The 13,009-nt window shown below is 57.8% G+C and carries 18 protein-coding genes; 11 read left to right on the top strand and 7 right to left on the bottom strand.

Annotated features, from left to right (window positions below):
• Positions 1 to 66: 66 nt before the first annotated feature.
• Both GRI91_RS07775 and hemE read right to left on the bottom strand, forming a co-directional pair.
• On the bottom strand, positions 67 to 510 hold the full coding sequence (locus tag GRI91_RS07775; RefSeq protein WP_160736101.1) for a CopD family protein: 444 nt from the start codon (positions 508 to 510) through the stop codon (positions 67 to 69).
• A gap of 33 nt (positions 511 to 543) precedes the next feature.
• Entirely contained in the window at positions 544 to 1,569 is a 1,026-nt protein-coding gene (gene hemE / locus GRI91_RS07770; protein ID WP_160736100.1) for a uroporphyrinogen decarboxylase, read from the bottom strand.
• A gap of 330 nt (positions 1,570 to 1,899) precedes the next feature.
• On the opposite strand from hemE, the gene GRI91_RS07765 reads away from it, so the two are divergent.
• From GRI91_RS07765 to GRI91_RS07720, 10 genes are all read left to right on the top strand, one after another.
• A complete protein-coding gene (locus GRI91_RS07765) occupies positions 1,900 to 2,745 on the top strand; it encodes a pyruvate, water dikinase regulatory protein (RefSeq protein ID WP_160736099.1) in 846 nt (281 codons plus the stop codon).
• A complete protein-coding gene (locus GRI91_RS07760) occupies positions 2,742 to 3,326 on the top strand; it encodes a Maf family protein (RefSeq protein WP_160736098.1) in 585 nt (194 codons plus the stop codon). The genes GRI91_RS07765 and GRI91_RS07760 overlap by 4 nt, the downstream gene beginning before the upstream one ends.
• Positions 3,323 to 4,183 carry a shikimate dehydrogenase gene (gene aroE / locus GRI91_RS07755; protein ID WP_160736097.1) on the top strand — a complete coding sequence of 287 codons (861 nt, stop codon included), beginning with the start codon at positions 3,323 to 3,325 and terminating at the stop codon, positions 4,181 to 4,183. Before GRI91_RS07760 ends, aroE begins: the two co-directional genes overlap by 4 nt.
• A gap of 9 nt (positions 4,184 to 4,192) precedes the next feature.
• Positions 4,193 to 4,783 carry a dephospho-CoA kinase gene (coaE, locus tag GRI91_RS07750; protein ID WP_160736096.1) on the top strand — a complete coding sequence of 197 codons (591 nt, stop codon included), beginning with the start codon at positions 4,193 to 4,195 and terminating at the stop codon, positions 4,781 to 4,783.
• A gap of 57 nt (positions 4,784 to 4,840) precedes the next feature.
• Positions 4,841 to 5,524, top strand: a complete 684-nt coding sequence (gene dnaQ, locus GRI91_RS07745; RefSeq protein WP_160736095.1) for a DNA polymerase III subunit epsilon — start codon at positions 4,841 to 4,843, stop codon at positions 5,522 to 5,524.
• Positions 5,525 to 5,579: 55 nt separating this feature from the next.
• Positions 5,580 to 6,146 (top strand): ribosome hibernation-promoting factor, HPF/YfiA family, encoded by a 567-nt coding sequence (gene hpf, locus GRI91_RS07740; RefSeq protein ID WP_160736094.1) that lies wholly within the window; start codon positions 5,580 to 5,582, stop codon positions 6,144 to 6,146.
• A 117-nt stretch (positions 6,147 to 6,263) separates the two neighbouring features.
• A complete protein-coding gene (locus GRI91_RS07735) occupies positions 6,264 to 6,725 on the top strand; it encodes a PTS sugar transporter subunit IIA (protein ID WP_160736093.1) in 462 nt (153 codons plus the stop codon).
• Complete coding sequence (locus GRI91_RS07730) at positions 6,712 to 7,185, top strand: hotdog domain-containing protein (RefSeq protein ID WP_160736092.1); 474 nt, start codon at positions 6,712 to 6,714, stop codon at positions 7,183 to 7,185. Before GRI91_RS07735 ends, GRI91_RS07730 begins: the two co-directional genes overlap by 14 nt.
• A 1-nt stretch (position 7,186) precedes the next feature.
• Complete coding sequence (locus GRI91_RS07725) at positions 7,187 to 7,531, top strand: DUF1491 family protein (protein WP_160736091.1); 345 nt, start codon at positions 7,187 to 7,189, stop codon at positions 7,529 to 7,531.
• A gap of 307 nt (positions 7,532 to 7,838) precedes the next feature.
• Entirely contained in the window at positions 7,839 to 8,414 is a 576-nt protein-coding gene (locus GRI91_RS07720; RefSeq protein WP_237437739.1) for a cell wall hydrolase, read from the top strand.
• A gap of 88 nt (positions 8,415 to 8,502) precedes the next feature.
• Here GRI91_RS07720 and xth read toward each other — a convergent pair whose 3' ends face one another.
• The 3 genes from xth to GRI91_RS07705 are packed head-to-tail and all read right to left on the bottom strand — an operon-like array spanning position 8,503 to position 10,086.
• Entirely contained in the window at positions 8,503 to 9,276 is a 774-nt protein-coding gene (gene xth / locus GRI91_RS07715) for an exodeoxyribonuclease III (RefSeq protein WP_160736089.1), read from the bottom strand.
• A 6-nt stretch (positions 9,277 to 9,282) separates the two neighbouring features.
• Entirely contained in the window at positions 9,283 to 9,612 is a 330-nt protein-coding gene (gene erpA / locus GRI91_RS07710) for an iron-sulfur cluster insertion protein ErpA (protein WP_160736088.1), read from the bottom strand.
• A gap of 45 nt (positions 9,613 to 9,657) precedes the next feature.
• Entirely contained in the window at positions 9,658 to 10,086 is a 429-nt protein-coding gene (locus tag GRI91_RS07705) for a CBS domain-containing protein (RefSeq protein ID WP_160736087.1), read from the bottom strand.
• Between GRI91_RS07705 and GRI91_RS07700 the strand changes: the two genes are divergently transcribed.
• Positions 10,085 to 10,519: a hypothetical protein gene (locus GRI91_RS07700; protein ID WP_337190335.1), complete on the top strand. Its 435-nt coding sequence runs from the start codon at positions 10,085 to 10,087 to the stop codon at positions 10,517 to 10,519. The two genes, GRI91_RS07705 and GRI91_RS07700, sit on opposite strands and share 2 nt — an antisense overlap.
• Here the strand turns inward: GRI91_RS07700 and GRI91_RS07695 are convergent.
• Positions 10,504 to 10,872 (bottom strand): (2Fe-2S) ferredoxin domain-containing protein, encoded by a 369-nt coding sequence (locus GRI91_RS07695; RefSeq protein WP_160736086.1) that lies wholly within the window; start codon positions 10,870 to 10,872, stop codon positions 10,504 to 10,506. The genes GRI91_RS07700 and GRI91_RS07695 overlap by 16 nt on opposite strands.
• A complete protein-coding gene (locus GRI91_RS07690) occupies positions 10,869 to 12,947 on the bottom strand; it encodes a S9 family peptidase (protein WP_237437738.1) in 2,079 nt (692 codons plus the stop codon). Before GRI91_RS07690 ends, GRI91_RS07695 begins: the two co-directional genes overlap by 4 nt.
• Between the last annotated feature and the right edge of the window lie 62 nt (positions 12,948 to 13,009).

Raw genomic sequence — 13,009 nt, 5'->3', positions numbered from 1 at the left:
CCGGCTCGCAAGCCTTTCAGGAAAAATCAGCTCAGGATCGGCAGCATAGTGCCATTTTGCCTGCAATCAGAACGGTTTGACGACCACCAGAATCACAATCAGGGCCGCCGCAACACCGGGAACTTCATTAAGCAGGCGCAATTTCTTGCCGGTAAACGGCCGTTCGCCGCGGGCGAGTTTCTTCGCATAGGCCGACAGCCAGCCATGATAGCCGCTCAATATCAGAACCAGCAGCAATTTTGCATGAAACCAGCCTTGCGACCATGCACCAATGCTGGATGCAAGTGCGATCCCGAAGACCCAGACGACGATGATCGAAGGCAGCAGGATGATCTTGAGCAATTTGCGCTCCCGATCCACCCAAAGCGCATTTTCCGGCGAATCCGGAGCCGTTTCCTGATGATAGACGAAATAGCGCGGCAGCATGAATAGCCCCGCCATCCAGAAGATCACGAAAATGATATGGCCGGCCTTGAGCCAGAGATAGATCATGGAAAGTGCGTCCTGCATAAGGGTAATATCTAGGCGCAATCCAGCCTTACGTCACCCCTGTGGTTGACGGATTGCGGCCAGCAGCGCCTCAACATGGGCGATCGGTGTTTCCTTGTCGATGCCATGACCCAGATTGAAGATATGCGGGCGGCCTTCAAAGGCGGACAGAATGCGCCGTGCGCCCTGCTCCATTTCGGCACCCCCGGCGAGCAGCAACAGCGGATCGAAATTGCCTTGCACCGGAAGATTGTCGGGCAATTCGCGCGCCGCCCATTCAGGGTTGATGGTTTCATCAAGGCCGAGCGCGTCAACGCCCGTTTCGCGCGCATAGGCTGGCAATTTCGCGCCGGCACCCTTCGGAAAGCCAATGATCGGCGTGTCGGGATGGCTTTCCTTCAGACGCTCAACAATTTGCGCATTGGGCGCGATGACCCAGCGTTCGAACTGCGCGGGCGACAGGCTCCCTGCCCAGCTATCGAACAATTGAACCGCCTCTGCACCGGCATCGATTTGTCCGCGCAGATAGGTAACGGTGATGTCGATGATCTGCTGAATCAGCTCGCCGAAGGCCTGCGGGTCGGCATAGGCCTGTTTGCGGGCAATATGTTGATCCCGGCTCCCCTGCCCAGCCACCATATAGGTTGCGACGGTCCAAGGACTGCCTGCGAAGCCCAGCAGGGTGGTCTCAGAGCTCAATTGCTCCTTCACCATGGTCACGGTGCGATAGATAGGCTCAAGACGCTCAGGCACCGCTGAGAGCTCGTCCAGGGCATGATCCACCAGCGTGGGGGAAAGACGCGGCCCCTCGCCTGCGACGAAACGCAGATCCTGCCCCATTGCATAGGGAACGATCAGAATATCGGAAAACAGGATCGCACCTTCAAAGCCAAAGCGGCGAATGGGTTGCAGAGTCACTTCCGCAGCAGCGGCTGAATCATAGACGAGATCGAGAAATCCGCCCTTTTCCGCGCGCAACGCACGATATTCGGGGAGATAGCGGCCGGCCTGACGCATGAGCCAAACAGGACGCTGGCTGGTGACTTTGCCTTTCAGCGTTTCGAGAAGACTACCGGGCATTCGAACGTCCAATCAAAATAAATAGTTTTATTAAATAGGTTGTAAGACTCAGTTGGTCCTGTGGAAATCGGGGATTGCTCGCCTCTGCCCGATTTCTCCCGGCTTGAACAGGTCTGGCGCCGTGACCGACTCTGCACCGGCTTTGAGTCAAACGACTCTTATCCCCATTATCCCCAGCCACGGGATAAGTCCGCGAGCCTGTCCAAAGAGTCCGGTACGAATCACCTGTCAGTGGGGGTGAATATTGTCCCCGAACTTGTCCCCAGCCTTATCCCGTGGTTTATGCCATGCCTGTCCACAAGCCTGCCGAATTGGAAATCCAGCCTCTTCATGTCCCGTATTCACCTTCATCTCGTATCGGATTCAACCGGCGAAACACTGGAAATGGTGGCCAAGGCGGCCTTGGCGCAATTCGACGATGCCCAGGTTATCCGCCATTTCTGGCCCATGGTCCGATCATTGCAGCATCTTGACCGGATTGTCGGCGAATTGAAGGCCAATCCCGGGCTGGTGCTGTTCACTCTGGTCAATCCGGACACCCGCAAACATCTTGAGGAGCGGTGCCGCACTTTGGGCCTGCCGCATGTCGCGGCGCTGGATACGGTGACCACCGCGCTGGAAGATCTTCTGGGGCAGGAGGCCAAGGGCCGCCCAGGGCGTCAGCACGTGCTGGATGATGCCTATTTCGCGCGCGTGGATGCGATTCAATTCACCATTGCCCATGATGACGGAATTGCGTGGGAGGAATGGGAACAGGCGGATATCCTGTTGGCGGGGGTATCGCGCAGTTCCAAGACCCCGACGAGCATCTATCTGGCCAATCGCGGTTACAAGGTGGCGAATATTCCGCTGGTGGTGGAAAGCCCGCCGCCGCCGGCTCTGTTCAGCTTGCGCAGGCCGCTGATCGTGGGTCTGACCACTGCGCCGCGCCGGTTGATCCAGATCCGCCGCAACCGCTTGCTGCTGCTGAATGAAGCGACCGAAACATCCTATGTGGATGAAGAAAAGGTCGAGAAGGAAGTCGTATTTGCCCGTCGGATGTTCGCCGATAATGGGTGGCCGGTGATTGATGTGACCCGCCGGTCGATCGAGGAAACCGCCGCCGCAGTGATCCGCCTGTATAATGAACGCGAAGCGCGGGAGATTCCGCCGCGCGTGGGGCCTAAGCCGATATGATCCGTCTGGCATCGAAGAGCGCATCGCGGCAGGCGATGCTGCGCGCCGCCGGTGTGCAATTTGAAAGCTGTCCGGCCAATGTGGATGAACGGGCGTTGGAAGCCGAACTGGGCGCCGCGCCGCCGCCGCTCATTGCGGCGGCGCTGGCACAGGCCAAGGCTCTGGCTATTTCCGAACCGGGTGACGCCACGCTGACATTGGGCAGCGATTCACTGGTCAGTGTCGACGGGCAGCGGTTCGACAAGCCAGCCAGCCGGGAGCAGGCGGCTGAACATCTGCGGGCCTTTTCCGGAAAACGGATGGAGCTTCATTCGGCCGCGGTTCTTGCGCGAGAGGGGCGCGCCATCTGGACGCATGCCGATTGTGCCACTCTGCATGTCCGCCCTTTGTCGGATCAGTTCATTGAAAGCTATCTTGAGGCGGAATGGCCCGAAGTATCCTATTGCGTCGGCGTATTCCGGATTGAAGCAATGGGCGTGCAATTGTTCGAACGGATCGAAGGAGACCAGTTTACCGTGCTCGGCATGCCTTTGATTCCGGTCTTGGGCGCGCTGCGTGAACAGGGAGAGTTGCAGCAATGAGCCGGCCTTATGCCGAAGTGATTGGTGATCCGATCGTCCAGTCCAAATCTCCGATCATTCACAAATTCTGGATCGACAGGCTTGGGATTGATGCCGATTACCGTGCATGCCATGTGCCGGCCGAGGCGCTGCAATCCTATCTGGCCGAGCGGCGGGCTGATCCGGACTGGCGCGGCTGCAATGTCACCATGCCGCATAAGCAGGCGGTGATCGCTGCGCTCGATCGGCTTGATCCACTTGCGGCACGGATCAATGCCGTGAACACCATCATCCGCGAAGATGACGGATCGCTTACCGGATATAACACCGATGTTGCGGGCTTTCTGGAGCCATTGCGTGATCATCTGGCGCAGACCCATTATTTCCGGATGGCGCGGATTATGGGCACGGGCGGCGCGGCGCGGGCGGTCATCGCGGCGCTGGCGGATCAGAATGTCATGCTGGTCGTGGCCGGGCGCGATCCTGAAAAAGCGCGCGCCTTGCTTGATGAGCTTGATCCAGAGGGTGAACACCACGTGGCTCCGCTGACCCATTTTGCCGAACCGACCGATTTTGCCTTTGATGACCGTGAAGGATGCTTCGATCTGCTGGTCAATGCCAGCCCACTGGGCATGGATGGCCAGCCGCCCCTGGACCTGCATCACAGCCATATTCCGCCCGGCAGTGTGGTCTATGATATTGTGACGCATCCCCTGCAAACGCCGCTTCTGACCGAAGCGCGCAGCCGGGGTTTCGAAACGCTTGATGGGCTCAACATGTTGATCGGTCAGGCGGCGGAAGCTTTCAGCCTGTTCTTCAATCAGACACCGCCGCGTGACGACCGGGACGCGGCTCTGCGCCAATTGCTTGAGAGCTGATTCACCGCGATGAGCCGCCCCTTCATTCTCGGCCTCACCGGGTCCATCGGGATGGGCAAATCCACGGTGGCGGCGATGTTTCGCGATTGCGGCGTTCCCGTATTCGATGCCGATGCCGAAGTGCGCCGGATGCAGGGGCCGGATGGCGCGTTACTGGATGTAATCGAACGCGCCTTTCCCGGCACAACTGGCCCCGAAGGGGTCGATCGGGCAGCACTGGGCGCACAGGTGTTTGGTGATGCGGCGGCCCTCGCCCGGTTGGAGGGCCTGGTTCATCCGGCGGTGCGGGCTGAACGGGAATCGTTTCTGGCCAAACATGGCCATGCGGCATTGGTGGTGTTCGATATTCCGCTCTTGTTCGAAAAGGGGGGGTATAGCGACATTGACGCTGTTGCCGTCGTGTCAGCCCCTGCCGCGGTTCAGCGCACGCGCGTGCTGGCCCGGCCGAATATGACCGAGCAGCGCTTTGCAGAAATCCTTGGTCTGCAAATGCCAGATGCGGAGAAGCGGGAACGGGCAGATTTCATCATCGATACCGGCACCACGCTGGAGGAAACGCGTGCCGCCGTAGAAAAGCTGGTGACGAGCCTGTCAAACTGATCCGAATTCGGTCCATTCGCTCTTGCGTAAGTGTGGCACGGGCAGGATAATCAACCCATGCGTGAAATTGTCTTTGATACAGAAACCACCGGCCTTGATCCCCGTAATGGCGATCGGATGGTCGAACTCGGCTGTGTGGAGCTGATCAATCGTATTCCCACGGGGGAAAGCTTTCACGCCTATTATAATCCGGATCGCTCCATGCCGGCTGAAGCAGAGGCGGTGCACGGCCTGTCGGAAGCATTTCTGGCAGATAAGCCGCGTTTTGCCGATGGCGTGGCGGATATGCTCGCCTTTATGGGGGATTCCCCGCTGGTTGCGCATAATGCGCAATTCGACTTTGGCTTTCTGAATGCCGAACTGGCTTTTTGCGGACAGCCTGAAATATCGCTTGAACGGATGGTCGATACGCTCGCGATTGCGCGGCGGCGTCATCCGGGTGCGAAGCACACGCTGGATGCCTTATGCAACCGTTACGGGATTGATCGCAGCCACCGTGTAAAACATGGGGCACTGCTCGACGCTGAATTGCTCGCCCAGGTATATGTAGAGCTGACGGGCGGGCGGCAGATTGGGCTGGAACTGGCAGCTGAAACGAAAGAGTCGGACACTTCGACGACCACCGTAAAGCCGCGCCGCCGTGAATTTCGCGCAGCCCGGCCACATTCCGCCAGTGCGGAGGAAATCTCCCGGCACAAAGCATTCTTAGAAACGTTAGATTCACCACTATGGGCGCAATGAGTAAGAGCTCGTCGTCTCATAGCGAACGAGAAACATAATAAGGAGAAACCTTCTGATGGATATTCGCGTATCCGGTCATCAAATGGAAACCGGCTCGGCCCTCCAGGATCACGCAACCGACAGATTGTCGGCCATAGTCGAGAAATATTTCAGTCGCGCGATCTCCTCCTCTGTGACTTTCGGTAAAGCACCCGCGAGTGCCTTTTCATGCGATATCGTCATGCATGTCATGAATGGCCTGATTCTCAAGAGTCACGGCCAGGCGCAGGAAGCGCATCCCGCCTTTGATCAGGCGGCTGACAAGATCGAAAAGCAGCTGCGCCGTTACAAGCGTCGTCTGAAAGATCGCCACAATCAGATGCAGCGTGCAGCTGATGCGGAAAACGCAGCCTATACGGTCTTCGCGGAAGAGCGCGAACAGGACGAAATCACCAGCGAAGCACCCGCAGTGGTTGCTGAAACGCAGATTAATGTCCCGGAAGTCAGCGTATCCGACGCGGTGATGCTGCTCGATCTTCAACATACGAATGCGTTGTTCTTTAAAAACGCTGGCACCGGCCGCCATAATATGGTGTACCGCCGGGAAGATAGCACTATTGGATGGGTAGAACCTGCAAAATAGCGCTGGTTATTATGCCAACGGCATCCCTTTACATGGTTTGCTCGCTGGGGCGGCAGATAATACTGCCGCCCTTTCAGCACGTATATAAGCTGTGCCGTTTGATACGAATGAACAAATATGAATGGTCTTTTTTCCCTGAAGCCTGAAGCCGTGATGATCGCGTCAGCTACCGACAAGCAAGACGTGCTGCGCCAACTTTCGGCACTGCTGGCATCAGTCTATCGCAGCGATAGCGATCTTGTAGCCGAGCGGCTGCAGGAGCGGGAAAATCTGGGTTCAACCGGCTTCGGTAACGGCGTGGCCATTCCTCATTCGCGTATTCCCGGTCTGCAGCGTCCGGTTGCCGGCGTTATCAGACTGGAAGAGCCAGTGGACTTCAACGCTGCTGATGGCCTTCCGGTCGATTTGATCTTCGGCCTTCTCTCTCCTGAACAATCGGGCATGTCCCACCTTAAATCGCTGGCGGCCATTGCCCGCCTCGTGCGGGATGACAAAATGCGCGACCGGCTTAGCAGTTCTGAAAATGCGGAAACGCTTTACGCGCTGCTCGATAATGTGACCGACCGTGACGCGGCCTGATCTTCCAGAGAGCGGCGCTCAACTCCATTATCGAGCGCTGGAAGCGCTTTATACGTCAGCGCCGATCAACCGCTTGTTTGAATCGCGCATCGAAATCCCGGAAAATGGCGTGGCACGGATACGTTTCACCGTGTATGAAAGCGTGTTTCATGCCGCCGGCGCTGCGCATGGCACGATCTATTTCAAGATGCTGGATGATGCGGCCTTTTACGCGGCGAATACGCTGGTTACCGACCGTTTCCTGCTCACTACTGGATTCAACCTGCACTTCACCAGTCCGGTGAAAGAAGGTGAAGTCGTGGCCGAGGGGCGCTGGGTCAGTGGCCGCCGCCGGGTGTTTGTCGCCGAATCACGCCTGCTGGATCAGCACGGTGAGGAAATCGGCCGCGGTACGGGCACCTTCATGCGTTCCAAAATCCCGCTTTCCAGCCTGCACGGCTATCATCTTGATAAGGGCTGACATGGAAACAGGCCGAGTCCCCGCCCATCTCGAAATTTCCGGAATGATAAGGTCTTGCGGCCAGCAAGGGGGCTTCGGAACCGTGCTGGCAAAGGGAGAACGCGATGCTGGCACTATCCTGGTGATCTGTTGCGAAAAGGGCACAAATTGCCGTCTCTATGAGCGGATGCCGCAGCTTGATGGCACCCGAAAATGGACGCTCACACGCAAGCAAGATACTGAAAATAAAATAGAATTTTCGGATTATTGGCAGCGGCGCAAGCGGCAGGATCCGGATATATGGATCGTCGAACTGGATGCCGAAAATCCGGAGCAGTTCATCGCTATGGATCAATACGTGGGTTGACCACGTGAAATGGGGCACTAAATGGCGCTCATCTTCCGAACAGCGCAGGCGATTATTCCATGGTGTAGTGCCATGGCGAATTAGCGCGCAGACGGGGGGCGGCCGGCAGGCCCAAGGTGAATACGAAATACACTGAATTTGTTTCCCGCCTCATTTTACCGAGGTCAGCGTATTCTCCAGCCTGTGTCAGGTTCGCTCACCGCCTAGAGCAATGGGATGAATGAACCGCAAATCTGTTACTGCTGCCGTTACCTTCGCAGCGTTCATAATGATTGCAATTGTTTTTGGCGCACAAGGTTCCGGCGCCATGGCACAAAATTCGCAGGATGATGCTGCGCAGCTGACTGAAGCTGTGGCGACTGACATCACCGATGCGGATGATGCCGCAGGGCCGCGTTTCGTCGCAAACCCTGTCGTGCAGGCATTGCCAGAAAAGGCAGATAGCGAAATTGCCCCGGTCGAGGCTTCGAGCCTGGTGGATCTGGTGGCAACGCTCCCGACCGATGGCGCGCTCTCACGCGAAATGCGCTGCCTTGCCGGTGCGGTTTATTTTGAAGCGCGCGGAGAGCCTCTCTCCGGCCAGTTGGCAGTGGCAAGGGTCATTGTTAACCGGACTGAATCGAACCGCTTCCCCGATGACTACTGCAGCGTGGTGACGCAGCGCTCGCAATTCTCTTTCGTGCGCAATGGCCGCATCCCGCAGCCGCGGCTTCAATCTGCCGCCTGGCGCCGTGCGAAAGCCATCGCCACTATCGCGCATCAGGAAATGTGGGACAGTCAGGCTCAGGACGCGCTGTATTTCCACGCGACCTATGTTCGTCCGCGCTGGGCCCGTAACAAAATCGCCCGCGCGACGATTGATCGTCACATCTTCTACCGTTGATCTAAAATGGCTGGCCCGGATCGGGGCCGGCTGTTTTACCTGTGGTGCTGTGCTGGTTTGAACAGGCGGACGGGCTTGCCCTTCCCCCTTATTCGGTGATTTCAACCCATACCGGAGCGTGATCACTCGCCTTTTCGCGCCCGCGATAGGCTTTATCGACACCGGCGGCCGTCAGGCGGTCTGCACATTCGGGCGACAGCAGCAAGTGATCGATGCGGAAGCCGTGATCCCGCTGCCACGCGCCAGCCTGATAATCCCAGAAGGTCCAGACACCGCCGCGCGGATTGAGCGTATCAATTGCATCGGTCCAGCCCTGGTTGAGCAGCGTGCGGTAGGCATCGCGCGATTTCGGCTGCATCAGGGCGTCGTCCTGCATGGCGGGCACGGACCAGGTATCTTTATCTTCAGGTATGACGTTGAAATCGCCCAGAACGATGGTCGGCTTCTCATCCGCCAGCAGCTCTGTCATGCGTTGGCGGAGGCGCTCCATCCAGGCCAGCTTGTAATCGAACTTCGGACCGGGCTGAGGGTTGCCATTGGGCAGATAGAGGTTGCAGACGCGAATATTCTTCGCCTCAGCTTCCAGATAACGCGATTGCTCGTCCTCGGGGTCTCCGGGAAGTCCGCGCATAACTTCTACCGGCGTTTCCCCATCAACCAGGATGGCGACGCCGTTGAAGCCCTTCTGCCCATGCCAGATTGCCTGGTAGCCGATTTTTTCGAAGGCTTCTCCGGGGAAGCCTTCATCCTGACTTTTGATTTCCTGCAAACAGGCAATGGCCGGGCGGGTTTCCTCCAGCCATTCGATCAGGCGCGGCAGGCGTGCCTTCACGCCATTGATGTTGAAGCTGGCAATGCGCATGAAAAATCAGATGCCGAAACTGGAGCCGCAACCGCATCCGGCCGCCGCATTCGGGTTTTCCACCCGGAAAGCCGCACCGCCCAGCGATTCGACGAAATCGACGACGCTTCCGGCCACCAGATCGAGACTCACCGGGTCGACGACCAGCTTCACGCCGTTGGTCTCGCTCACTGAATCGTCGCTCTCGGAGCCATCGGTGAGGTCGAATTTATACTGGAAACCGGAACAGCCGCCCCCTTCAACAGACAGGCGAAGAATCGCCGGCCGCTGTTGTTTTTCGGCAATCCACGCCACGCGTTTTGCGGCGGATTCGGTCAGGGTCAATGTTTCGGCCATAGACCGAATGTAGGCATGACATGCCCGCGCCTCAAGCGCACATGGTCAGGCCATGCGAATATATTCGCGCATTTCACGCGCTTCGGCCTCAGCTTCTTCGATTTTCGACTTCACCAGATCGCCGATCGAGATGAAGGCCAGCAGCTGCCCGGATTTGAGCACCGGTAGATGCCGGATGCGCCGCTTGGTCATCAGCGACAGCGCTTCATCCACTGTGCTGGCGGGATCGACGCTGATGGCAGGGGCGGTCATGACGTCACGAACCGGCTTGTTCAGCGTCGCCGCACCTTCTTTTGCGATACAGTAAAGCACATCCCGTTCGGAGAAGATGCCCGCTACGCTCTCTCCCTCCATCACCGGCATGGCGCCGATTCTGTTCTGGGCAAGCTGGCTTGCTGCTTCGCCTACCAAGGCCTCAGCCGCGCAGGTGACGATTGGCACATCCCGGCCTTGAATCAGATTTGCAATGATCATGGCATTCTCCCACTGTTTTGTTATTCCGGGATATAATGCCATGCATTGGGTGATTTCTGCAAATTGGGATGATCAAGTCGATTGCACTGACCCGGAGCGAGGGCGTATAGTGCGCAGCATGGTCCCCCCTTCCCCCCTTGAGAATACGCATATTTCCGCCCATGCTTGGGCGCGTTACAAGCGTTTGATGAAGTTCATGGTGGGGGTAACCGTGTTGACGGTTATAATCGCCTTATCGGCAATCTATGCCAAGACAGGCATGGTATCGATTCACTTTTTCATCGCCACAGGCCTTGGTATTTTCGCCGCGATGGTGCTGATGTCCGCGCTAATGGGTCTGGTCTTCCTGTCGAGTGGTACCGGCCATGATGAAGCGATCCATGATCCGGCCGAGGACAAATATCCCGCCTCGGATGATCAATCCGCTGGATAAAGCCTGAATTCCTCGACCGGATTTCCGCCGATCAGATGTTCCTGAATGATGCGCTCCAGCACATCTGGCGTGCAGTGATGGTACCAGACACGGTCAGGCCACACGACCGCCACCGGCCCCGCTTCACAGATTTGCAGGCAATCGGCCTTGGTCCGCTGAACCCCGCCCTTCCCGGCGAGGCCCAGCTGTTTCAAACGCTTTTTCAGATAGTTCCAGGCGTCCTTGCCATCCTCCCGAGAGCAGCATTTCTGCTTTTCTGAAATCGAGCACAGGAAGATCTGCCGATGGATGGCATCGCCGCCAATCTTGGCCAGCGCCTTCTGTGCCCTGGCCAGATCTCTGTCCGCATTCATGGTTTGAGCCACTGATCGAGCCAGTCAAAGACGGTTTCATGCCATTGCAGCGAATTTTCGGGGTTCAGTACCCAATGGTTCTCATCCGGGAAGACCAGCAATTTGGCGGGAATGTCGCGTTCCTGCAGCGCGGTAAAGGCGCCTAAGGCCTGGCTATAGGGAACCCGAAAATCCTTCTCGCCCGTAATGACGAGCATTGGCGTTTTCCATTTATCGACATGGTTGACGGGGTTCCAGCGTTCATAGGTCACTTTGGCGTCTTCATACGAACCGCCAAAATCCCAGCGCGGAAACCAGGATTCTTCGGTCGTATAGTAGAAGCTGCGCATGTCGAAGAGGCCGTCATGCTGCACGAGGCAATTGAACCTGTCGGGCCATTGCCCTTCGATCCAGTTCATCATGAAGCCGCCGTAGGAGGCACCCATGGCGCAGGCACGGGACCCGTCGATCTGCGGGTCGCGTTTCAGCGCAGTGGCCAGACCTTTTTGCAGATCCTCCAGCGGCTTGCCGCCCCAGTCACGGTTGATGCTGTCGGTGAAATCCTGCCCATATCCGGTGGAACCGTGAAAATCGATCGCGACCACTGCATAGCCCTGACTGGCCACGGTGCGCGCGTTCCAGCGGGTGGACCAGCTATCGTAAAATGACCCCTGCGGCCCGCCATGAACATAGAGGATCGCCGGCATTTTTGCGTCGCTATCGGCCAGCTTGGTGATCCAGCCGCTGACCGTGTCGCCCCCTGCCCCGGCAAAGGTAAACCGCTCGGTCGTGATGGGGGCGAAATCCTCTATCTGGCTATAGGCAATATCGGTCAGGCGCTTTCCGATGCCATCATCATGCGACAGATAGATCTCCGCCGAATGCTGCATCGAATCCTGTGTGAAGAGAAGGTCGCCGTCAGGAAGACTGGTAATATTGCTGATATGCGCTTCATCGCCGTCGATCAGGTCAAGCTGTTCCACCTTGCCGGTCGCGATTTCCACACGGAAGGCTGGTTGGTCGAGCTCGTCGACAGCCGTGACAATCAGACTTTTCGCATCACTGCTCCAGGTGATTGAGCCGACTGACCGATCCCAGTCCTGTGCCAGACTGAATATTTCGCCGCTGGCCATATCGTAAAGTCGCAGACCGAGACGATCAGCCTCATAATTGGGTCGCTCCATCGCTGCATAGGCAAGCCATTTGCCGTCGGGTGATGGCGTGGGCAGTGTGTCTGTGGCCGCGTTGTCCGCGGTTATATTCGTCGGCGCTGTGCCGTTCAGAGACGCGCGATAAATATCAAGATTGGTAGAGCGCGGTTCCATCCGGTCGCTTTGGCGAGCGGTGAAGAACAGGCTTTGTGAATCCTGTGCCCAGGCGATGTCTTCCGCACCGCCAAAGGGCTGAATTGGCGTATCACCGATCAGGGCCTCTGCGTCCGCCGGGCCATCGGCCGCCTGCGGATCACTCAGCCCGCTGTCCGACACGTCATAGGTGAAAACGCGGCTGAAAATGCCGGGCTTTTTCCAACGGTCCCAATGGCGCACGAAACCTTCGGAGGCATCGTAAAGTCGCCCGGAGCCAATTTTGTCGTCCGTCGCGCTGTCATCCGCCGTGCAGTTCACATCATCGCAATCGCGCGCCACTTCGGCCCAGACGGCCACTTTTTTGCCATCCGGCGACAGCTTGAAACCGCCAATGTCACGGGTGAACGTGCTGAGTTGCCGGGCCTTGCCGACAAGGCCCGACGCCGACAGGGGTGCCTTCCATAGTTGAGGCGGTTCGTCTTCTGCCTTGGGGGCAAGATAATAGAGATCGCCGTCAGGGCCGAAGGCGAAGCTGCTGGCCTTCTCCAAACCGGTAACAGTGACAGGCTTGGCCCTACCCGAATTAACCGGCAGCAGCCACAGGCTGGTGGTGGTCTCGAAGCTTTCCGGATCGACTGTGCGGGTGGTATAAAGCACGCGCTGGCCATCCGGACTGACGATGGGCGCACCGGCGCGCGGCAGGCTGATCAGATCCTGCGCCGTCATGGGGGCAGTGGTCACAGGCTGAGCCTGAGCCGGTGTGGCAGCAGCGATAATCGGTGTGATCATGGGCAGGGCACTGAGCCCGAGAAGCAATTTTTTCATACGGCGAGATTAGCTGCGCCGGTACC

Source organism: Altericroceibacterium endophyticum (assembly GCF_009827595.1).
Lineage (GTDB): Bacteria > Pseudomonadota > Alphaproteobacteria > Sphingomonadales > Sphingomonadaceae > Altericroceibacterium > Altericroceibacterium endophyticum.
Note: the sequence above shows the minus strand (reverse complement) of the source record. Positions and strands in the feature narration are given on the sequence as shown.